The 21,197-nt window shown below is 59.7% G+C and carries 18 protein-coding genes; 15 read left to right on the top strand and 3 right to left on the bottom strand.

All coding sequences use genetic code 11. The features are described from left to right. Positions 1-129: 129 nt before the first annotated feature. The 7 genes from ACQY1J_RS03715 to ACQY1J_RS03745 all read left to right on the top strand — a co-directional run bounded on the left by ACQY1J_RS03715 (position 130) and on the right by ACQY1J_RS03745 (position 8,374). Positions 130-1,449, top strand: coding sequence for an MFS transporter (locus tag ACQY1J_RS03715; RefSeq protein ID WP_430249419.1), 1,320 nt, complete (start codon positions 130-132; stop codon positions 1,447-1,449). Then, complete coding sequence (locus ACQY1J_RS03720) at positions 1,450-2,427, top strand: amidohydrolase family protein (RefSeq protein WP_184655277.1); 978 nt, start codon at positions 1,450-1,452, stop codon at positions 2,425-2,427. Between the two features lie 618 nt (positions 2,428-3,045). Beyond that, the gene (locus tag ACQY1J_RS03725; protein ID WP_113165061.1) at positions 3,046-4,035 is read left to right on the top strand and encodes a Bug family tripartite tricarboxylate transporter substrate binding protein; all 990 of its coding nucleotides are present in this window, start codon (positions 3,046-3,048) and stop codon (positions 4,033-4,035) included. Between the two features lie 70 nt (positions 4,036-4,105). Then, complete coding sequence (locus tag ACQY1J_RS03730) at positions 4,106-4,600, top strand: tripartite tricarboxylate transporter TctB family protein (protein WP_062458685.1); 495 nt, start codon at positions 4,106-4,108, stop codon at positions 4,598-4,600. Positions 4,601-4,617: 17 nt separating this feature from the next. Then, a complete protein-coding gene (locus tag ACQY1J_RS03735; RefSeq protein ID WP_430249421.1) occupies positions 4,618-6,132 on the top strand; it encodes a tripartite tricarboxylate transporter permease in 1,515 nt (504 codons plus the stop codon). A 44-nt stretch (positions 6,133-6,176) separates the two neighbouring features. Beyond that, on the top strand, positions 6,177-7,559 hold the full coding sequence (locus ACQY1J_RS03740; RefSeq protein WP_430249423.1) for an NAD(P)H-dependent oxidoreductase: 1,383 nt from the start codon (positions 6,177-6,179) through the stop codon (positions 7,557-7,559). An 86-nt stretch (positions 7,560-7,645) separates the two neighbouring features. Beyond that, positions 7,646-8,374, top strand: coding sequence for a sulfite exporter TauE/SafE family protein (locus ACQY1J_RS03745; RefSeq protein ID WP_430249424.1), 729 nt, complete (start codon positions 7,646-7,648; stop codon positions 8,372-8,374). 22 nt (positions 8,375-8,396) lie between these two features. Here ACQY1J_RS03745 and ACQY1J_RS03750 read toward each other — a convergent pair whose 3' ends face one another. The 3 genes from ACQY1J_RS03750 to ACQY1J_RS03760 all read right to left on the bottom strand — a co-directional run bounded on the left by ACQY1J_RS03750 (position 8,397) and on the right by ACQY1J_RS03760 (position 12,261). Beyond that, positions 8,397-10,109, bottom strand: coding sequence for a dihydroxyacetone kinase family protein (locus ACQY1J_RS03750; RefSeq protein ID WP_430249425.1), 1,713 nt, complete (start codon positions 10,107-10,109; stop codon positions 8,397-8,399). Positions 10,110-10,120: 11 nt separating this feature from the next. After that, complete coding sequence (locus tag ACQY1J_RS03755) at positions 10,121-11,059, bottom strand: sugar phosphate isomerase/epimerase family protein (protein ID WP_430249426.1); 939 nt, start codon at positions 11,057-11,059, stop codon at positions 10,121-10,123. Between the two features lie 164 nt (positions 11,060-11,223). Beyond that, positions 11,224-12,261, bottom strand: a complete 1,038-nt coding sequence (locus tag ACQY1J_RS03760) for a 4-hydroxythreonine-4-phosphate dehydrogenase PdxA (RefSeq protein WP_430249427.1) — start codon at positions 12,259-12,261, stop codon at positions 11,224-11,226. Positions 12,262-12,430: 169 nt separating this feature from the next. On the opposite strand from ACQY1J_RS03760, the gene ACQY1J_RS03765 reads away from it, so the two are divergent. The 8 genes from ACQY1J_RS03765 to ACQY1J_RS03800 all read left to right on the top strand — a co-directional run bounded on the left by ACQY1J_RS03765 (position 12,431) and on the right by ACQY1J_RS03800 (position 21,094). Continuing rightward, positions 12,431-13,111 (top strand): GntR family transcriptional regulator, encoded by a 681-nt coding sequence (locus ACQY1J_RS03765; RefSeq protein WP_092664351.1) that lies wholly within the window; start codon positions 12,431-12,433, stop codon positions 13,109-13,111. 110 nt (positions 13,112-13,221) lie between these two features. Next, a complete protein-coding gene (locus ACQY1J_RS03770) occupies positions 13,222-14,001 on the top strand; it encodes a DeoR/GlpR family DNA-binding transcription regulator (RefSeq protein ID WP_430249429.1) in 780 nt (259 codons plus the stop codon). Further along, positions 13,998-14,768 (top strand): triose-phosphate isomerase, encoded by a 771-nt coding sequence (locus ACQY1J_RS03775; protein WP_430249430.1) that lies wholly within the window; start codon positions 13,998-14,000, stop codon positions 14,766-14,768. Before ACQY1J_RS03770 ends, ACQY1J_RS03775 begins: the two co-directional genes overlap by 4 nt. A gap of 12 nt (positions 14,769-14,780) precedes the next feature. Then, complete coding sequence (locus ACQY1J_RS03780; protein ID WP_062460374.1) at positions 14,781-15,236, top strand: RpiB/LacA/LacB family sugar-phosphate isomerase; 456 nt, start codon at positions 14,781-14,783, stop codon at positions 15,234-15,236. A 254-nt stretch (positions 15,237-15,490) separates the two neighbouring features. Further along, positions 15,491-15,619: a hypothetical protein gene (locus ACQY1J_RS03785; RefSeq protein WP_274604884.1), complete on the top strand. Its 129-nt coding sequence runs from the start codon at positions 15,491-15,493 to the stop codon at positions 15,617-15,619. A gap of 91 nt (positions 15,620-15,710) precedes the next feature. Further along, positions 15,711-17,582, top strand: a complete 1,872-nt coding sequence (locus ACQY1J_RS03790) for an ABC transporter ATP-binding protein/permease (protein ID WP_062458656.1) — start codon at positions 15,711-15,713, stop codon at positions 17,580-17,582. Between the two features lie 122 nt (positions 17,583-17,704). Then, on the top strand, positions 17,705-18,067 hold the full coding sequence (locus ACQY1J_RS03795) for a response regulator (protein WP_162237932.1): 363 nt from the start codon (positions 17,705-17,707) through the stop codon (positions 18,065-18,067). Positions 18,068-18,658: 591 nt separating this feature from the next. Next, on the top strand, positions 18,659-21,094 hold the full coding sequence (locus ACQY1J_RS03800; RefSeq protein WP_430249431.1) for a PAS domain-containing protein: 2,436 nt from the start codon (positions 18,659-18,661) through the stop codon (positions 21,092-21,094). Positions 21,095-21,197 lie beyond the last annotated feature (103 nt).

A 21,197-nucleotide genomic window follows, 5' to 3' on the forward strand; every position in this document is an offset into this window, starting at 1 on the left:
GGCATAGCCAGTCAACTATATTCCCGGGATGCACGGTGGAGAGGAACGCCGATCAAGGAGGTCGGTGACAACCGGGTGGATGCAAGCCTGATGAGGCCCGCGCCGACAAGTCAGGGAGGATTTGTATCTATGTCCGAAATTGAACAGCAACCCGTTGCCGCTGGCCGCGTGGAGCTAAAGGGTAAAGCGGCAACGAATGTACGATGGTACATCTTCGTCGTCGTTTTCCTGCTTGTTGTCATCAACATGGTCGACCGTACGGCTCTGTCGATCGCCATGCCCAGTATTGCCGCCGAATTCTCGCTCGGCCCCGCCATGCAGGGTCTTATCCTGAGCTCCTTCTTCTGGAGCTATGCATTGATGCAGATCCCCGGAGGCATGCTGATCGACCGCTTTGGCGCACGCTCGGTCATCACGGTGTCCACACTCGGTTGGGGTATCTTCCAGACCATTGCGGGCTTCACGACCGGCGGCATCTCGCTTCTGTTGACCCGCATCGGTCTCGGCGCGGCGGAAGCGCCTCTCTTCCCGGCCGGAGCAAAACTCAATTCGATCTGGCTTTCGAAACGGGAACGGGCACGCGGTGCCGTTTTCATGGATAGCGGTGCCCCGCTCGGGGCTGCCATCGGCGGCGTCCTGATCAGCTGGCTCATCCTTACGCTCGGAAGCTGGCGGCTTGCCTTCATCGTCGCCGGGCTCGTGACCATTCTTTTGGGCTGGCTCGCATGGCGTTACCTCCGTGACAATCCGTCCACGCATCCGGGCATCAACGCTGCGGAAATGGATATCATCAACGAAGTGGGGCAACCGACGTCCGAGGCCACGGAAAGCGAACCGACCGAAATCCTTCGCCGGTCGATCGTCAGCCTCGTGGCAGGTCGCGCCGGGTGGGCGATGATCAATTTCGGTCTGCTCACCTGGGGGCCTAGCTACCTTGCGCAGGCACGCAACTTCAATCTCAAGGAGATGGGCGGTGCGACTTTCGTCATCTTCCTCGCTGGCATGCTGGGTTCGCTCGCGAGCGGCTTTGTCGCCGACAAGATGGTGGCCGCAGGGTTTAAACGATCCGTCGTCTACAAGCTTCTTCTGGGCATCACTGGCCTCGGCGTCGCCGCGACATTCATTGCTCTGCCGCATGTGAGCAGCCCGGTTGCCGCGGTCGCGCTTCTCTCCGCCACACTATTCCTGCTCTACTTCGGCAGCCTTTACTGGAGCCTCCCCTCGATCCTCGCGCCGAAGAGCCGGGTCGGCGTCATCGGCGGCACAATGAACTTTGCCGGCAGTGTCAGCGGCATCATCGTCCCGATCCTGACAGGCTTCATCCTTCAATGGACTGATGGCTCCTATGGCACCGTGCTCGGCTTCTTTGCGGGCTGCGCCGTCGTCTATGTCATCGCCACTCTCACCATCGACTTCAACGAAGGTACTCGTGAACGGAAGGGCAGCTAATTGGACGACTTTCCTCTTTGGGACGGCCCTATCGTCGATGCGCATCAGCATTTCTGGGACCCCGTCGCCAACGACCATCCCTGGCTAAAGCCGGAGGCTAAAATCCCCTTTCGGTATGGCGACTACAGCTCGATCAAGCGGCGCTATCTTCCGCCCGACTACCTGAAGGACGCGGAAGGTCACAACGTCGTGCAGACAGTGTATGTCGAGACCGAGTGGGATCCGACAGATCCCATTGGCGAAAGCCGATACGCAACCAAGGTCGCGGATGAATTCGGGCTTCCCAACGCCATCGTGGCTCAGGCATGGCTCAACAGAGCCGATGTCGGCGACGTGCTCGCCCAGCAGGCAAAGTTCGAGCTGGTGCGCAGCGTGCGTCACAAGCCGGGCGGCGCCGAAAGCGCCGCTTTCGCTGCCGATCACCGAACTCTCATGACCGACGAGACCTGGCGCAAAGGCTACGCCCTTCTCGAGACGCATGGACTGAGCTTCGATCTCCAGACGAACTGGTGGCATCTCGACGAGGCCATGCTGCTGGCACGGGATTTTCCTTCCACGACCATCATCCTCAACCACACGGGTCTGCCATCGGATCGATCCAGCGAAGGGATGAAGGGATGGCACGCGGCGATGGGCAAGTTTGCGGATATGCCCAATGTCTGCGTCAAGATTTCGGGCATCGGCCAGAAAGCACGGCCCTGGTCAATCGAGGACAACAGCGCCATCATCACCGAAACCATTGCTATGTTCTCAGCCGAGCGGACGATGTTTGCCAGCAATTTCCCGGTCGATAGTCTATGCGGTTCATTTGACACGATCTATTCGGGTTTCAAGCAGGCCGCTGCACGCTATTCCCTGAGAGATCAGGCAAAACTCTTTGCGGGGACTGCACGCAAATACTACCGGCTGCCGATGGCGAACGAAGCCGGCCTGACCGGCACCGCGCCTGAGGTCGCCCGGACGGCTGCCTTTGGGTAGCACGCAGTCGAAGGCCGCATAGACCTCGCTGCGATTGCGAATCGGGACCTGAATTTAAGGTTGCTGCTTTGCTATCCGCATGACGGTTTCCGGTGCCGATCAGCCTAAGTTCTCTAAAAAAAAATCTTGTGATCCGTTCAAACTCGTGTTCGCAAACGCGAGTTTGAACAGTCGAGCTATGGCGTAAATCAAAAGCAAATCGATTAGATCACGCTGATTGATTGTATCGCCGCCGGCGTCTCGCTGTCCGCAAAATTTTGTATACAAAATTCTGAAGACTTGATGTGTGCTAATAGATGGCCTATGATTTTTCTTTGGATGGAGGAGATTATGGCGTCAGGACGAAGCCCAAAATCAGTCGGACTTGCGCCCGCAAGAGGCGTCTCGGCGAGGCCCAACCGCCACGATCAGAGTGGCTTCAGCGCGCTCGCTTCTTTCTCATTCGAATTCAAAGAACTGCCCGACATCACGAGATCGCAGCCGGCGTCTGCCTGGCCGCTCATTGCCGGGTCGATCTCACGAGGTGCGCCGAGGACGCAGTTCGCTGCCGCTTCGTGAACACGAAGACCGATCGGCTGTAGGCAAACCTGCAGCCATTTCATCTAAAGGAGGAATAAGATGAAGAAGCTATCCGTAGGATTGACATTTGCGGCCGCGGTCGTGCTGGCGGGACAGGCGCTTGCCTTTGAACCGACACGCCCCGTCGAGTTCGTCGTCGCATCCGGCCCTGGCGGCGGCACCGACAACTTTGCCCGCACCATCCAGTCGATCATCGCCAAGCACAAGCTGATGGAAAAATCGATGGTGGTCCTCAACAAGGGCGGAGGCAGCGGTGCGGAAGCGTTCCTCTACGCTCGCAAGAATGAAGGCGATCCGAACAAGCTCTACTTCGGAACCAACAACGCCTATCTCCTGCCGCATGTCGCAAAGCTCGCCTATTCGATGGAGGACCTACGTCCCGTCGCAGCGCTCGCATTCGACGAATTTCTGATCTGGGTGAAGGGCGATTCCGAATACGCGACGCCGACGGATCTCATCGAAGCCGCGAAAGCTGCGCCGAACAAGCTTTCCTTTGCAGGCAGCCAGTCGAAGGACACGGATGAAACCCTGGTCGCTCTGATCGAGCAGACGACAGGCACCAATTTCAAGTATCTGCCCTTTAACGGCGGTGGCGAAGTCGGCGTTCAGCTGGCCGGCGGCCATGTCGCTGCCAACGTCAACAATCCCAACGAAAATGTCGGCCAGTGGCAGGCGGGCGCGATCAAGCCGCTTTGCGTCTTCTCCGACAAGCCGATGGCCAAGAGCGATCCGGTCCATGACGGCAAGGGCTGGGGCGACATCCCGACCTGCGCCTCGAGCGGCGTCAACATTCCGTCCTACAAGATGCCCCGCACGGTCTGGACCGCGGCAGGAACGCCTGATGATGCGGTCGCCTACTACAGCGACGTTCTGAAAAAGGTCAGCGAGACCCCGGAATGGGCCGACTATGTCCGCAAGACCTCGCAGACCGGCGATTTCATGTCCGGCCAGAAGCTGCAGGACTTCATTGTTACCAGCGAGAAGAACGCCGTCGGCGTCTTCGAAGCCGAAGGTTGGCTGGTTAAGTAAAATCCTGACGCCAATGCGATTTTAGGTCCGGCATTTTCATGCCGGATCTTTCGATCGAGGGAAATCAATCATGCGTATCAAGCGACTCCATGTCGAGATCGTCACCGCCATCACGCTTGCCGCCGTTGGCGCGCTGGGTGCAACAGGTGCCCTGGAACTCGGCGTCAGCTGGAGTGAATCCGGCCCCATGCCGGGCTACTTTCCGTTTTACGTCGGCATCATCCTGATCGTTGCAGCGTTTGCCAGCGCGGCCCAGGCCATTTTCAGGTTGAAAATGGGCAGCGAGGAGATGCGCGAGACGTTCCTTGAGCCGGAACAGACGCGAAGGGTTCTTTCCTTCCTTCTGCCGATGATCGTCTTCGTCATCGTGACTGTCTTTCTCGGCACCTATATCGGGACGGCGCTGTATCTCTTCTACGTTGCCTGGCGCAACGGCGGCTACAAGCCGTGGATCGCGATCCTGATCGGTGTTGTCTTCTCCATCGCGCTTTATTTCGTCTTCGAAAAAGCGTTCCAGGTGCCGCTGCATAAGGGCCCGATCGAAGAAATGCTCGGCATTTACTAAGCACCCGGAGCTTGATCATGGAAAATTTTGAACTGCTTATGGGTGGCTTTGCGACGGCACTTACGCCGATGCACATCACCCTGATGATCGTCGGCGTCCTTCTCGGGCTGATCGTCGGCGTCCTCCCCGGCCTCGGGGCTCCGAACGGCGTATCGCTGCTCATTCCGCTGACATTCACAATGGACCCGGTCTCGGCGATCATCCTTCTGGCGTCGATGTATTGGGGCGCGCTGTTCGGTGGCTCGACGACCTCGATCCTCTTCAACATTCCCGGCGAGCCGAGCTCGGTGGCGACCACATTTGATGGTTATCCGATGGCGCGATCCGGGCAATCAACCCGCGCACTCACGCTTGCCTTCATGTCGGCCGGCATCGGCGCTTTCGTCGGTATCGTCGTCATCACGCTTCTGTCCACCTGGGCGGCCCGCTTCGCGCTTCGCTTCGGCGCGGCTGAATATTTTGCCGTCTATTTCCTCGCTTTCTGCGCCTTTGTGGGGATGGGCAGCGCTTCGCCGATCAAGACGGCCGTCTCGCTTAGCCTCGGACTTCTCCTTTCCACTGTCGGTATGGATACGGTCACCGGATCGCTTCGCCTGACATTCGGCATCGAAGCCTTGCTCAGCGGCGTCAGCTTCCTAGTGGTCGTCATCGGTCTGTTCGGGATCGGCGAGCTTCTGGCAACCGTTCAGGACGGGCTGAAATTCCGTGGAGTCGCGTCCCGTATCGATCCGCGCGACGTCTTCAAGGCCATGCTGGAGCTGCCGAAATACTTCACCACGATCGTGCGCTCGTCTGCCGTCGGGATCTGGATGGGCATCACGCCCGGCGGCCCGACCGCAGCATCGTTCATGAGCTATGGTCTTGCACGCCAGTGGTCGAAGCCGGGCGAAAAGTTTGGTACCGGTCGTCCGGAAGGTATCGTAGCACCGGAAACCGCCGACCATTCGGCTGGCACCTGCGCCATGCTGCCGATGCTTGCCTTGGGCGTTCCAAGCTCTGCAACCGCCGCCGTGATGATGGGCGGCCTGATGATCTGGGGCCTGACGCCCGGCCCGATGCTTTTCACCACGCAGCCAGACTTCGTCTGGGGCCTGATCGCCAGCATGTATATCTCCAACTTCGTCGGTGTCATTCTGGTCCTGTTGACCGTTCCGTTCTTTGCAGCGCTGCTTCGCATCCCGTTTGCAATCATTGGTCCGATGATCGTGGCGATCTGCTTCGTTGGCGCCTATACGGTGGCGAATTCGACCTCCGACCTCTGGCTCGTACTGATTTTCGGCGTCGTCGGTTTCGTCTTCAACAAGCTGGAATTTCCGCTGGCACCATTGGTTCTCGCCATGGTTCTCGGCAGCAAGGCGGAAAGCTCGTTCCACCAGTCGATGATCGCCTCCGACGGATCGCTCGGGATCTTCTTCTCGAACTATCTGGTCGGCTCGATCATGACAGTGGCACTCGCGCTTCTCATCATTCCGCAGAGCCTGAAGTTCATCAAGTACCTCAGAAGCCACAAGAACGTGGACGCGGCGGCATAAGCCGCGCCCACGCCTTTTTCGTTTCGGTTTAGGAGGGGAACACCATGAACTATCACACCTATTTCGGCAGAGAGTCCGCCCCGGTGGAATGCTGCATCGTCGGCACCGGCGGCTTCGGCCGCAGCTTCATCGCGCAAAGCCTGAAGACGCCGCTGATCAGCACCCGCGTTGCGGTCGATCTGAAGGCGCAAACCGCGACAGACGTTCTGCGGGGCCTTGGGATCGATCCGTCCAGGATTGCCCAATGCGCAACCGCGAGCGAGGCGAAGACGGCCTGGGAGAACGGCCAGTATATCGCGGCGGGAGACCTTTCCGTCGTCCTCGACCTTCCGATCTCCGTGGTTGTCGAAGCCACCGGTCATCCGGAAGCCGGGGCGAAACACTGCCGGCTTGCGATCGATGCGGGCAAGCATGTCGCGCTCGTCTCCAAGGAAGTCGATAGCGTCGTCGGTCCCGGCCTTGCGCTGCGCGCCCGCAACAACAATGTCATCGTGACCCCGGTCGATGGCGATCAGCCGAGCCTGTTGATGGGTCTGGTGACCTGGGCCGAAGTGCTCGGACTGGATATCATCGCCGCCGGCAAGGCCAGCGAATACGATTTCATCTACGACCCAAAACAGAAGACATTGAGCTCCAACGGCAAGACTGCGTCTGCACCTGATTTCGGCGACTGGATCGAACCGGCTTCGCTTGACCTGGCGACCATCGCGGCAAGACGATCGGAAATCGCAGCGGAGTTTCCGCAGCGGGCAGTTCCGGACTTGTGTGAAATGACGCTGGTTGCCAATGCCACGGGCTTCCTGGTCGACCGGGCCGACCTGCATGTTCCGATCGCGCGGATCACCGAAGTAGCCGATTTCTTTTCCGAGCGTTCGAGCGGCGGATTGCTCGGCACGCCGAAGATGCTCGACGTCTTCCACTGCCTGCGGCTTCCCGGCGAATTGAGCTTTGCCGGCGGCGTCTTCGTGACGGTGCGTTGCGACGACGCGGAGACCTGGCAGATGCTGGCGGAAAAAGGCCATGTCGTGAGCCGCAAGGGCGATGTCGCCATGCTCTACATTCCACGCCATCTTCTGGGCGTCGAGGCTGCAACGAGCATTCTCGAAGTCGGCGTGCGCGGCGTCTCCAGTGGTGCGGCCGAGCCGCGGCCGGTGATCGACCTCGTCGCGCATGCAGATGCCGATATCGAAGCCGGAACAGTTTTGACGGCAAGCGGCCACCATCACTCGATCGTCAACGTTTCAGCACGGATGATCCCGGCCGGCCCGCTCTCGGATGACAGGGCCGTTCCCTTCTACCTGGCAGCCAATCGCACCCTGAAGAGAGCGGTCAAAGCGGGCCAGCCTATCCTGTGCGGCGATGTCGAACTTGACGAAACCTCGGCATTGCTCGAACTGCGGCGCGAGCAGGACAAGGCATTCTTCTAAGCCTCCCAAGGCAATGCGCGGCCGGCGCGAACGCCGGCCGCGCTTTCTCTACGGCCCTGTGGCCGAACTCACGTCGAGGATAAGCCTTGCTCTCCTATATCCTCGTCTGCGCCATAGGTTTCGTCGCCGGTTGCCTGAGCGGGGTGATCGGCACCGGCGCCAGCCTCATTCTCCTGCCCGTTCTTGTTCCGATGTTTGACCCCGCGCGCGCCATTCCCGTCATGGCGATCGCCGGGCTGATGGCGAATGCCGCGCGTGTGATGGCTTGGCACAGGCATGTCAATTGGCGGGCTGTTCTCGCTTATGCGCTCCCCGGCATGCCGGCAGCGTCCTTGGGCGCTGTCAGCCTGGTCCATCTGCCGGCAGCCATCAGCGGCACTTTGCTCGGCCTCTTCATCATGCTGCTCGTCCCGTTCCGGCGATACATTCGCCACCGCAACATGACCATCGGGCTGGGCGGAATGTCGATCGCCGGTGCCGGTATCGGGTTTCTGACCGGGATGTTCCTATCCACCGGCCCACTCAGCATTCCAGCCTTTATGGCCTTCGGGCTGACCAAGGGCGCCTTCCTGTCGACGGAAGCGGCGGCCTCGATTTTCGTGCAGGCCGCAAAGGTTTTCACGTTCTATCAGGCAGGTGCGCTGACCCATGATCTCGTGATCAGCGGTCTCGTGATTGGTTCGTCACTGATGGCCGGAACGTTCTTTGCAAAACGCTATGTCGTCAGCATGTCCGAGCGCAAGTTTGGCCTTATGATGGATGCCATTACCCTGGCATCCGGCCTTTGGCTCACATGTGTCGGTCTGTTCGGCTGAAACCGAACAGACCTTTTCAGGGTTAGCCGCGGTCGGCGATAAAGCCGGCAGCAAGCTGCGCGACCATGGACAGCGATACAGCGCCGGCATCCGGATGGCCGATGCTCTTTTCCGCAAGCGGACGCGCACGGCCCAGCCGCGGCGTCAGTGCAGCTGTTGCTTCGGCAGCCGCGCTCGAAGCGTCGGCTGCAGCCTTGAAGGCTTCCGGCAGTGACTTGCCGGCCGCGGTCTTCTCCGTCAGCGTCTCGACGAACGGAATAAGCGAGTCCACGAGCGTCTTGTCGCCGATCCGGGCGCGGCCGAGACTGGTGACGGCATCGAGCGCCCTGCGCGCGCCTTTGGCAATCGCTGCTTCATCAGGCACGTCGTTGTCGCTCAGTGCGCTACTCCACGACCGCAGCAACAACCCCCAGATCGCGCCGGATGTGCCGCCGGCCCGGTCAGCCCAGGCATCGCCGCCCAACGCAAGCGTCGTCTGGGCGCCGGCGCCAGCCGATACGGCAGCGGCCATCGCCTTGGCCGCGGCATCGGAACCACGCTGCATTCCCTGCCCATGGTCGCCGTCGCCGGCGATCGCATCGATGCGGCCAAGCTCGGACTCCTTATCCCTGAGCATGGCGGCAACCCTGCCAAACAGATCGGATATGCAGGCAGCCGACGTCTGCGACGCTTCGGAGGCCGCCGGGATCACCGGAGCAGCTTCCTCATCGGTGATGACATCGGTGCGCAATTCGGCGACTTCAGGCCGTCCGCGACGAAATGCCGGCGCATCGCAGGGTGCCGCCCAATAGCGCTCAAGCTCTTCATCGAGCCAAGTCAGCGTCAGCGAGCAACCCTGCATATCGAGGCTGGTGACGAACTCACCGGCTTCCGGCAGGACGATCTGAAGATCGGACCCGGTAAGTTTCTTCTGGACGGCGGTCCACAGCACGAAGAGTTCTTCGTATTTTGTCGAACCGAGACCGTTGAGAATGGCCGCGACGCGCGTGCAGCCCTGCGGCCTTTCGGCCAGCAGTTTGTCCGTGAGCACATCTGCAAGATCCGTCGCGCTCGCGATGTCCTGCTCGCTGATGCCAGGTTCGCCATGGATCCCGAGACCGAGTGCCATCCGGCCTTTGGGGACCGTGAACAACGGCTGCTTTGCACCTGGAAGGGTGCAGCCTGCAAAGGCGACACCGAACGACACTGTCCGCTCATTGGCAAGCCGGGCGATACGCTCCACCTCATCCAGCAAAAGCCCCGCTTCCGCCGCCGCTCCCGCGATCTTGAAGACCATGAGGTCGCCGGCGATGCCGCGGCGCTTGGCGTGTTCGTCCGCCGACGCACTCGCAACGTCGTCGGTCACGGCAATGATGCGCACATCGATGCCTTCGGCACGAAGGCGCTCTGCGGCGACCCCGAAGTTCAGCACGTCGCCTGCATAATTGCCGAAGCCGAGAATGATGCCGCCGCCATTGTCGGCATGGCGGCAGACACGTGCAACCGCTGCCGTCGATGGAGACGCAAACACGTCACCGGCGACCGCTGCATCGGCCATGCCCTGGCCGACATAGCCCGCGAAAGCCGGATAGTGACCCGAGCCGCCGCCGACAACCACCGACACTTTGCCATCAGGCACTTTCGTGGCGCGCACGACACCGTTGGAAATGAGACGCACGTGGTTGGGATAGATCTGGCAAAAGCCGGCAAGCGCAGTCGAGGCGAATTCGTCTGGAGCATCAAAGATCGTCGTCATTTTAGCGGTCCTCAATTACGCGGCAGAATGCGCCGGAGATAGTCGCGGTTGGTCGCGCTGACGGAAAGGCCGTCGCCACCATAATGCTCGCACAGGAACGGGCTGTTGAAACCGTGTTCCAGCGCAAGCTTGATTGCTGTGCGATAGTTGATCAAGCCGGATTCGAGCGGAACCGGGTGGCTGGCGATCAGGCCCGCCTGCTCGTCTTCGATTCGCATGTAGTTCTTGACGTGCCAGTATTTGGCGAAAGGCGCGACTTTCGTCATCATTTGCAGCCAGTGCTCGACAGGCCGATGGAGACGGATGAGATTGCCGAGATCGGCGTTGATGCCGACATTGTCGAGACCGACTTCCTCAACGAAGCGGACAGAACTGTCCGCTGTTCCAAGATAGGTGTCCTCGTACATTTCCAGGGAGACCTCGATGCCGACCTCTGCGGCGTGCCTGCCGAGTTCGGCTATGCGGGCCACCGCCTTGTTCCACGTTGCGGGGTCATCCGGGTTCTTGGCGCCCTGTTCGGTCCAGAACCACAATGCACTTTTCTGCTTGTCCGTCAGCGGTTCGAAAAAGCCGAAGGAAACGCTCTGCGCACCGATCTCTGCGGCAGTCTCGATGACGCGGTGACTGTAGGCGAGATACTCGTCGCCGTGTTTCTCGTCGATGACGCTGCGCCGCGATGTCGAGATTGCCGGGATGGTCATCCCTGCATCTTTCACGACCTCGCAGAACGCACGACGGCGATCAGCCGAAAGATCGGCGACGCGGAGCCAGCTGTCCGTGGGATCGAGTTCGGTAAAGCCTGCATCTGCGACTTCGGCGACAGTCTTGGCCCATTCCTCGACGGTCTGATCCTGAACCGAACGACCGTCCGGCAACATATTGGGGTATTGAATCATTGCGGCCGCGATCGGCCAGGTCTCACGCGTCCACTTGGGAGCTGAACTTGTCATTGTCGTCCTCCAACCGCGACGCCACCGCGCTCTTAATGGCGCAGGGAAGCCGCACACTCTGACATTTGGCAGCCGGCGTTCAAGCCGACCGACATGCGCCAAGCCCGCGTCCTCTCGGGCTGAGATGACCGGCCATTCACGGCCGGTCATTTATGATCAAGTGATCACGCGGCCTGTGCTGCCAGGCGCTGGCGCTTTGCCATACGAGTCGCAAGCAGGATCGCTTCACGGGTCGCGCCGATATCGGCTATTCCCTTGCCTGCGATGTCATAGGCCGTGCCATGAGCCGGCGTGCAAAGCGGGAATGGCAGGCCACCCATCATCGTCACGCCCTTGTCGAAGCCAATCAGCTTCATGGCGATCTGACCTTGGTCATGATACATGGTGAGGACGGCGTGATAGCCTTCCTTCATGGCGCGAAGAAACACGGTATCGGCCGGGAACGGACCCTCGACGCCGTAACCGCGCGCCTTTGCTTCGGCAACGGCGGGTTCAATAATCTCGATTTCTTCCATTCCGAAGCTGCCGCCATCGCCCGCATGCGGGTTGAGACCGGCGACCGCGACGCGCGGCTCATCGATACCGGCGGCCCTCAGGCAAGAAACAGTCAGTTCGAGTTCCGACAGAAGCCGGTCCACGGACAGGTTGGCAGCCACTTCCTTGAGCGGGATGTGCGAGCTGACACGTGCGTTCCAGATCTTTTCGAGAACGTTGAACTCGCGGATCTTGCCGGTGAACGACAGAACGTCCGAGACGAAACGGATTTCGTCATCGTAGCCCGGATAGGCAAAGCGCATCGCCTTCTTGTTGAACGGCGTGAAGCAGACCGCATCGGCCTTTCCGGCATGGGCGAGCTCAAGGGCGGTGCGGAAGTTGCGCGTGGCGAACGTGCCGCCGGCCAGCGTCGCTTCGCCGCGCTCCACCTCTTCCGGAGCGAGATGGCCCAAATCGATAAATGCGTGCTTCGAGTGATCGAGACCCGAAAGATCATCGAGCGAAGCCGAGATCAGATCTGGCTGAACGCCTGCTTCCTGCGCGCCCTTATCGAGAATGCGCCGATCGCCGATCACAACGATATAGGCCTGCTCTCTGATGTCATCCAAAGCCAGAAGCTGTGCGGTCAGTTCGGGGCTGATACCGGCCGGGTCTCCCATCGCAAGCGCAATGGTTGGACGGCTATCGTGATGCTGGGTGATATCCATGGGTCAATTCTCCTACCTCGGTGAGGACGTTTCTAAGCCATCCGGAATCTCAGGACAAGTCTTTTGCATTTTGTATGCAGCATTTTTACGTTTGGTGCCGTTCGGGTTCTGGTATAATCCTGGCGAGACGCTTTGATCATCAAGGCGGTCCAGAAATCGAGCTTTCAAAATGAGTGATACACTGCCCGAATCGCCTGTCTCGCCATCCGGCCCCATCCGGCGGACGGCCTTGCACGACACGCTCGTCACTCGGTTGCGCGACATGATCATCGAGGGAGAGCTTGCCCCCGGTTCGCGGATGCACGAAAGCCAGCTCGGCGAACAGCTGGGCGTTTCGCGCACGCCGCTGCGGGAAGCGATCAAGTACCTTGCCAGCGAAGGGCTCGTCGAACTCATTCCAAGCCGCGGCGCGATCGTCAAAAGGTTCAGCGGCAAGGATGTGCACGACATGCTCATCGTTCTGAAGAACCTGGAGGAGCTTGCCGGAAGCCTTGCCTGCGAGACCGCGACGGATGACGATATCGCCCGGGTCAGGCAACTGCATGACGAGATGCGGGCCTGCTACGACGTGAAGGATCGCCTGCGCTACTACAAGCTCAACCAGGCCATCCATACCGAAATCTGTCGGATCGCGGACAACCAGGCACTTAGCAGCGTTCAAGCGCAACTGCAGTCGCGCTTGAAGAGAATCCGGTTCATCGGCCACGAGGGTCCGGACAAGTGGTCGGCGGCCATGGCCGAGCATGAGGAGATGATCGTCGCGCTCGAAGCGCGGGACGGAGAAACCTTGTCCAAGGTATTGGGGCTTCATTTGCTCAATGCGTGGCAGCGCGTCAAAGACGCGATATAGCGCAAGTCGAAATCTCCAGAGCCAACATGGCTGCCACAAAATCACATCCATAATGTTGATTATAACAATATAGGTGTTATATCCGTTTCATCCCACGCGGACGGTCTCGGATGAAGCGCAAAGAACGACACCAACGGATCATCAATCTGCTGATCGAAAAGCGAACCGTCGATCTCGACGATCTGGCGGAGCTTTTTGCCATCTCCAAGATGACCGTTCACCGTGATCTGGACGAGCTTGAGCAGGCAGGGGTGCTTCGCAAAGTGCGCGGCGGCGCAACGATCGACGCAGGTACCCAGTTCGAGAGCGATTTTCGGATCCGCGAACGTCAGGATCATGCCGCCAAGCACGCCATCAGCAAGGCAGCTGTCGATCTGGTCGAACCCGGCATGACCGTCATGGTCAATGACGGATCGATGGCGGCCGTGCTCGGCGAGGCACTGGCCGACAAACGTCCGCTGACGGTTATCACCAACAACGCGGCCGTCATGGAGCGGCTGAAAACCGAGACCGGCATCACGCTGATCGCCCTCGGCGGCGTCTATTCGCCCAAGTTCAACGCATTCTTCGGCGTGGTCACGGAAGAGGCTTTATCGCGGCTGCGAGCTGACGTTGCGTTCATCTCAACTCCGGCCGTCGCATCGGGGCAGGCCTATCACATGGACGACGCCGTGATCCGGGTTAAACGGGCGATGATGGCATCGTCGGCGCGCGCTTACCTGCTCGTCAACCACGAGCGGATTGGCCAAACGGCGCTACATGTCCTCGCCGGTCTCGATCAATTCGACGCCGTCATCACCAACCATCAGCCTGAGGCCCAACTGCTTCGAGACATCGAAGACACGGGCGTCACACTGACCATCGCATCGTCGGGAGGATCACATCCATGAGCACATCGCCAAGCTTCTGGATCGGCACCAGCTGGAAGATGAACAAGACGCTTGCCGAAGCTCTGGAATTCGCGGCTGCCGTGAAGGCAGCTGATGAAGACAGGGATTCGCGCATCCAGCGATTTGTCATTCCGCCATTTACCGCCACGCGCGAGGTCAAGGCTGCCCTTGCCGGAACCTCCGTCAAGGTCGGCGCGCAGAACATGCACTGGGCTGATCAGGGTGCCTGGACCGGCGAGATCTCGCCGCTGATGCTGAAGGACTGCAAGCTCGACATCGTCGAGCTCGGCCATTCCGAGCGGCGCGAGCATTTCGGCGAGACGAATGAAACAGTCGGGCTGAAAACCGAAGCAGCGGTTCGCCACGGGCTCATCCCGCTGATCTGCATCGGAGAGACGCTCGCTGATCGCGATAGCGGCAACGCACAGCAGGTCCTTGCGGATGAGGTTCGCGGTGCCCTTTCCAAACTGTCGGGCGACCAGAAGAATGCCGAGATCCTGCTCGCCTACGAACCGGTCTGGGCGATCGGCGAGAATGGCATTCCCGCCACCGCAGATTACGCATCCGCCCGCCATGCCGAGATCATTGATGTGGCGCAGTCCATCCTTGGACGCCGCATCCCCTGCCTCTATGGCGGGTCGGTCAATCCCGGCAATTGCGAAGAACTGATTTCGAGCCCTCATATCGACGGGCTCTTCATTGGCCGTTCCGCCTGGAATGCCGAGGGCTATCTCGACATCCTGGCAAAATGTGCCGCCAAACTCTGAGGAGACATGACCATGAAGCTTGCAATTGCAGGAGACAGCGCCGGCGAAGGCCTGGCAAAGGTTCTCGCTGATCATCTGAAGGACCGTTTCGACGTGCACGAAGTATCGCGTACCGATGCCGGTCCCGATGCGTTCTACGCGACGCTTTCCGACCGGGTCGCCTCCGGTGTCATCGACGGCACCTATGACAAGGCCATCCTGGTTTGCGGAACCGGCATCGGTGTCTGCATCTCGGCCAACAAGGTCCCCGGCATCCGCGCCGCACTGACACATGATACCTATTCGGCTGAACGCGCCGCCCTCTCCAACAACGCCCAGATCATTACCATGGGCGCCCGCGTGATCGGCACCGAACTGGCCAAGGCGATTGCGGACGCCTTTCTGGCGCAGACTTTTGACGAGAACGGTCGCTCGGCCGGAAATGTCCAGGCGATCAACGAGGTAGACGGGAAGTACAACGCCCGCTGAACCTTTTCCGTGACCGGACAATGTCCGGTCACGCCCTCCTCCCCGACTGACAGATGTCGACACAAGATTCACGTGTCCTTTTCCGCGGCCATACCCCGTCGAAGCTCGCTCAACGGGCAGGCCTACGGGCGACTGGAAACCTAGTCCCCACACCCCTCAAAAATCCTAGTGTCTATCGTCTTTCCGGCGGTAGGAACCTTAATGTTCCAAACTACGTTTCTGCGCCACCTGCGGGTATCAGGGGAGGAGAAACGATGATTGAACATAGCGTTTTCGCACAACGCCACTTTGGCACTCCAGCAAAGCAAATCATGTTTGACACGAGAGCGATGGCCGCAGCGCAGCTTGTCGCTTTAGCCGCGCCATTCGATCCGCAGGCATAGGCCACACCTACCCCACCTGCTTTCCGTTTCCGTCAATCTTTCTACAGTTTCTAAGTGCGCTGCCCAGCGGACGATCTCGACCGGAGTGTCAATGTCAGAAACCACCTCGACCAAGCCAGGCGCAACAGCCGCCACCCTTACCCCGGAACAGGCAGAACAGGCACGACGCGCCTATCTTCTCAAACGTTTCTGGGTCAGCGCTCGCGGCTATTGGGGTCGCGATGGCGACAAGATCGCCTGGGTATGCTCGATAACGCTTCTCGCGCTCATCGGTGTCAACGTCGCTTTCCAGTATGGTATCAACGTCTGGAACCGCGGACTATTCGATGCGATCGAGCAGCGGAATGCCGATCAGGTCTATTCGCTAGGCCTTCTGTTTCCGCCCCTCGTGCTTGGAAGCGTCGCGCTCGTCAGTTCGCAGGTCTATCTGCGCATGCTGATGCAGCGCCGCTGGCGCTCGTGGCTCACGAAATCATTGATCTCGCGGTGGCTTACGAATGGACGCTACTACCAGCTGAACCTGATCGGAGGCGATCACCAGAACCCGGAAGCCCGCATCTCCGAGGATATGCGGATCGCGACGGAATCGCCCGTGGATTTCACGTCAGGGGTGATTTCGGCTTTCGTGTCGGCGTCGACCTTCATCGTCGTCCTGTGGACGATCGGTGGCGCGCTGACCATTCCGATCGCCGGAAATTACGTCACCATACCCGGCTTCCTCGTGATTGCGGCGGTCGTCTATGCCATCATCACATCGAGTTCGATCGCGGTCATCGGCCGGAACTTTGTGAAAGTGTCCGAGAATAAGAACCAAGTGGAGGCCGAATTCCGCTATACTCTGACCCGCGTGCGCGAAAACGGCGAGAGCATCGCGCTGCTGGGCGGCGAAGAGGAAGAGCGCAACGATCTCGATCGGACCTTCGCTAATGTCCGTCAGCAGTGGCGTCTGCTTGCGTGGCAATATATGCGCACGTCCTTGGTCTCGCACGGATCGATGCTCATTGCACCGGTAGTTCCGGTCCTGCTCTGTGCCCCAAAGTTCCTCGATGGCAGCATGTCACTGGGTCAGGTCATGCAGGCGGCATCGGCATTCACAATCGTTCAAGGTGCGTTTGGATGGCTGGTCGACAACTATCCCCGTCTCGCCGACTGGAATGCCTGCGCCCGTCGCGTAGCCTCGCTGATGGTTTCACTTGATGGTCTGGAACAGGCCGAACAGAATGAAACTGTCGGACGGATCAAGCATGGCGAAACTGAGGGCGACACCATGCTCAGCCTGAACGAGGTCTCCGTCTCGCTTGGCGACGGCACTGCCGTTGTCAAGGAAACGCAGGTGGAGATCGGGCCCGGCGAACGCGTCCTCGTGGCGGGTGAATCCGGTTCGGGCAAGAGTACGCTGGTGCGAGCCATTGCGGGGCTGTGGCCATGGGGAGAAGGAAGTGTCAACTTCCGCAAGGGCCAGGAACTGTTCATGCTACCCCAGAAACCATACATCCCCTCGGGCACCCTGCGTCGCGCCGTCGCCTACCCGAAACCGGCAGACACGTGGTCGGCAGAAGAAATTCATGTTGCCCTCGACAAAGTCGGGCTCGGGCACCTGCGCGACAGGATCGAGGACGAAGCGCCATGGGACCACACGCTGTCAGGAGGAGAGAAGCAGAGGTTGGCGTTTGCCCGGCTTCTCCTCAACGACCCTGACATCATTGTCCTTGATGAAGCGACCTCCGCTCTCGACGAAAAGACGCAGGACAAAATCATGGAGATGATGATCGACGAGCTGCCCAACGCCACAATCCTGAGCGTGGCACACCGCGTAGAGCTTGAACAGTTTCACAGCCGCAAGATCACGCTCGAGCGCCGGGAAGGCGGGGCAAGGCTGGTTAGCGACGTCGATCTCGCGCCTTACACACGCGGCCGAAACGTCTTGTCGCGACTTCTCGTTCGCCCCATCATCAAGCCGTAGAGGATGTGAATGAGAGTTCGGCTCAGATTCAGACAACGCCCTGTGTAAAAGTCGGAACTGATGCCTCGCCAAAATGTTCAATTGTACGGTAACGTACAGAGAATGTGATGCCGAGGTCCGAAATGAGCCAAGCCGGAGTTATTCTCGTCGTTGAAGATGAGCCCGTCCTCCGATTCATATTGGTGGAGGAGTTGCAGGATGCCGGGTACGAGGTGTTTGCCGCGGTCGATGCAGCCCAAGCCATAGACATCCTGGAGAGCAACTTCGATATCCAACTTCTCCTGACGGATATCGACCTGTTTGCCGAGGGTGAAGGCGTGGAACTCGCTCGGATGGTGCGCGATAGATGGCCCCCGATCCGGATCATCCTCACGTCGGGAAACTGGACGCTTCAACAATCCGAGCTTACGTTTGCAGAACGCTTTATCCCCAAACCCCATGGGCCGGGCGTACTTCTCCAGACCATCAGAGAGTGTATGCTTTGACATGCTCTTATGGAACCAATTTGCGCAAACGGCGTTATGCAGAGCGACCAAGGGATGACTCCGCCTTTACCGTTACGACGCGAGGGATTGCTTGAGGCGACGAATTCGACTGAGACCTTTGCATAAATGACAATGACCGGGGCCCCGTCCGACGCACGGGATGGAGATACGAAACCCATGCACCGCAAATTGCTTGAATCGTTTTACGGCTACGGTGCCGCAACAACAGTCGTCGCTGTTGGTCTTTTGGCGGTGTGGTTAATTCGGTGACCTCTTGCGCCGTACCGAGGGCTCGCTGACTCATACCGGTCCGCCAAGACGCCGCCTCTGGTTTTGCCGGAGACAGCAGTTGCGCGAGAAGACCGGCTTCTCGGGAATATTCTGCGGAAACAACTCTTCGCCTTAGAGGTTGAACACAGACTGTGGCCACCATCCTCCACGCGTCAAACACCGTCTCCCCACCCCTCCCGTTTTCTGTTAGACCCGATCTCCAGACTGAAGCCACTAAACTGAAATGAGCGTAGCCTTCATGTGCCGAACAGCCAGTGAGCCTCTGACGTGATGCAGATCCTTTCAGAGATAGAAGGCGAAATGGCTTCGCGGATTCGCGCGGTCGATTGGAACACAACCAGCTTAGGACCTATCGAGGACTGGCCGATAGAGCTGCAGACCACGCTGGCCTTGTGCCTCAATACCGACCTGCCAACTGCCATCTACTGGGGAGACGAAATGCGTCTCCTTTATAACGATGCGTGGTCGCCGATCGCTGGAGAGAAACACCCGTGGGCATTGGGTCGCCCCGCGTCGACCGTCTGGGCGGACATCTGGGATATCATAAAACCGCAACTCATGGCCGTCGTCGAGACGGGCAAGGGTTTTCGTGTGGCCGATCAAATGCTGCCGATGCTTCGCGGCGGACGCGTTCAGCATACGCATTGGGACTACAGCTTCGCACCGATCTTTTCGGCGGAAGGTCGTGTCGTCGGGGTTTTCAACCAAGGTACCGAGACGACCGCCCGCCTCTCTGCGCAACGGGCGTTGCGGGCGAGCGAAGAGCGACTGGAATACGCACTCGGCGCCTCAGAAACTGTCGGGACGTGGGACTGGGACATCCCGAACGACAGCGTGGTGGCCGACGCGCGATTTGCCAAGATCTACGGCGTTGAGCGGAGCGTTGCCGCCAGCGGCGCTCCGATCGGTGCTTTTTTCCGTCTGGTTCATCCCGATGATCTGCCGGCCCTTCAATCCGCGATCGACGAAGCGCTGAAGACGGGCACTATATTTTCGCAGGAATACCGGCTCGTCGACGCGGATGGTTCCGTCCGGTGGGTGACTGCCCAAGGCCGCGTCACGCTTGCGCCGGACGGTACACCATTGCGGTTTCCGGGTGTGTCATTTGACATCACCGATCGCCGCGTTGTCGAAATCGCGCTGCGGGAGAGCGAGGAACGCTTCCGTGCGATCACCAATTCGATCGACCAGATGATCTGGGCCACGCAACCCGACGGCCACCACGATTATTACAACCAGCGTTGGTACGACTTCACGGGCGTCCCGCAAGGCTCGACAGACGGCGAGGAATGGAACGGCGTATTCCACCCTGACGATCAGGATCGCGCCTGGTCCACCTGGCGTCGCAGCCTCGTCACAGGAGAGCCCTACCACATCGAGTACCGCCTCCGACATCGTAGCGGTAACTATCGATGGGTTCTCGGCCGCGCGCAGCCTGTGCGGAAGGAGGATGGCGAAATCAGCCGCTGGTTCGGGACATGCACCGATATCCAGGACATCGTCGATGCACGCGATATTCTGTCGAAGTCCCGCGAGCAACTGGCGCGTGAAGTAGAAGAAAGAACCGCGAAGCTGGTCGACGCGCAGGACCAGTTGCGCCAGGCGCAGAAAATGGAAGCCGTTGGTCAGCTCACGGGCGGCATCGCGCATGACTTCAACAATATGCTGGCCGTCATACTGGGTTCGATCAGCCTGCTCGAAAAGCGGTTGGCGCGCGGTGAGGTCGATGTCGGCCGCTACATCGAGGCCGCAAAGGATGGCGCAACGAGAGCTGCGTCGCTGACGCACCGCCTGCTCGCTTTCTCGCGACGGCAACCGCTTCAGCCGGAGGTGATCGACCCCAATCGCATGATTGCCGGAATGTCGGAATTGCTGACCCGCACGCTCGGAGAGCATGTTTCCGTGGAAACCGTCTTGGCGGCCGGACTGTGGAAAGTCTATGCCGACAGCAGTCAGCTGGAAAACGCCATTCTCAACCTCGCCGTCAATGGCCGCGATGCCATGCCCCGCGGCGGCAACCTGACGGTCGAAACCGCAAACTCGTATCTTTCCGACGAATACGCGCAGGACAATGCAGTGGCAGCCGGGCAATATGTCATGATTGCCGTATCGGATACCGGAACGGGGATGACGCCCGAGGTTATGGCGAAGGCTTTCGATCCGTTTTTCACCACCAAGGAGGTCGGCAAGGGATCGGGTCTGGGACTAAGCCAGATCTTCGGCTTCGTAAGGCAGTCGAGCGGGCACGTCAAAATTTATTCGGAAGAAGGCGTCGGGTCATCCATCAAGATCTACCTGCCGCGGCATCACGGTGAGGTCGAAGCTCCCGTAAACACCCAGGGCGTCGTCAAGCAGCCGGGCCGGGGCAGCGTTTCCGAGACGATCCTTGTCGTAGAGGACGACCAGCGCGTGCGCGTTTTCTCCACCGAGGCGCTTCGGGAACTGGGATATACCGTCGTCGAAGCCGCATCGGGCGAGCAGGCGCTCACCTTGATCAGGGCAGGTCTCAAGCCGACCTTGTTGTTTACTGATGTCGTGATGCCGGGGATGACAGGCCGCGAATTGGCCGACGCCGCCAAGGTTCTGATGCCGGAATTGAATATTCTCTATACGACTGGCTACACCCGCAACGCCGTTGTCCATAACGGCGTGCTGGAGGGTGGAACGCACCTCTTGCAAAAACCCTTCAGCCTCGATCAGCTTGCTGATAAAATACGGAAGGTGCTGGACCAGTAGCCTTCGGGACTGAAGCGGGGGCGGCGTGAGGAGCGTTCGAACTCGGGGGCTGGACCGACGGGCAAGCCTGCCTGCGCACAGCTCGCGGTCCGATCAGAGATTG

Origin of the sequence: Neorhizobium sp. DAR64860/K0K1, from assembly GCF_050500205.1 — a bacterium.
Taxonomy (GTDB): domain Bacteria; phylum Pseudomonadota; class Alphaproteobacteria; order Rhizobiales; family Rhizobiaceae; genus Neorhizobium; species Neorhizobium soli.

Bases quoted from the DNA above. Each gene is read 5' to 3' on its own strand.
- ACQY1J_RS03715 (WP_430249419.1), top strand. From the start codon at position 130: ATGTCCGAAATTGAACAGCAACCCGTTGCCGCTGGCCGCGTGGAGCTA.
- ACQY1J_RS03725 (WP_113165061.1), top strand. From the start codon at position 3,046: ATGAAGAAGCTATCCGTAGGATTGACATTTGCGGCCGCGGTCGTGCTG.
- ACQY1J_RS03730 (WP_062458685.1), top strand. From the start codon at position 4,106: ATGCGTATCAAGCGACTCCATGTCGAGATCGTCACCGCCATCACGCTT.
- ACQY1J_RS03735 (WP_430249421.1), top strand. From the start codon at position 4,618: ATGGAAAATTTTGAACTGCTTATGGGTGGCTTTGCGACGGCACTTACG.
- ACQY1J_RS03740 (WP_430249423.1), top strand. From the start codon at position 6,177: ATGAACTATCACACCTATTTCGGCAGAGAGTCCGCCCCGGTGGAATGC.
- ACQY1J_RS03750 (WP_430249425.1), bottom strand. From the start codon at position 10,109: ATGACGACGATCTTTGATGCTCCAGACGAATTCGCCTCGACTGCGCTT.
- ACQY1J_RS03755 (WP_430249426.1), bottom strand. From the start codon at position 11,059: ATGACAAGTTCAGCTCCCAAGTGGACGCGTGAGACCTGGCCGATCGCG.
- ACQY1J_RS03760 (WP_430249427.1), bottom strand. From the start codon at position 12,261: ATGGATATCACCCAGCATCACGATAGCCGTCCAACCATTGCGCTTGCG.
- ACQY1J_RS03765 (WP_092664351.1), top strand. From the start codon at position 12,431: ATGAGTGATACACTGCCCGAATCGCCTGTCTCGCCATCCGGCCCCATC.
- ACQY1J_RS03770 (WP_430249429.1), top strand. From the start codon at position 13,222: ATGAAGCGCAAAGAACGACACCAACGGATCATCAATCTGCTGATCGAA.
- ACQY1J_RS03775 (WP_430249430.1), top strand. From the start codon at position 13,998: ATGAGCACATCGCCAAGCTTCTGGATCGGCACCAGCTGGAAGATGAAC.
- ACQY1J_RS03780 (WP_062460374.1), top strand. From the start codon at position 14,781: ATGAAGCTTGCAATTGCAGGAGACAGCGCCGGCGAAGGCCTGGCAAAG.
- ACQY1J_RS03785 (WP_274604884.1), top strand. From the start codon at position 15,491: ATGATTGAACATAGCGTTTTCGCACAACGCCACTTTGGCACTCCAGCA.
- ACQY1J_RS03790 (WP_062458656.1), top strand. From the start codon at position 15,711: ATGTCAGAAACCACCTCGACCAAGCCAGGCGCAACAGCCGCCACCCTT.
- ACQY1J_RS03795 (WP_162237932.1), top strand. From the start codon at position 17,705: ATGAGCCAAGCCGGAGTTATTCTCGTCGTTGAAGATGAGCCCGTCCTC.
- ACQY1J_RS03800 (WP_430249431.1), top strand. From the start codon at position 18,659: ATGGCTTCGCGGATTCGCGCGGTCGATTGGAACACAACCAGCTTAGGA.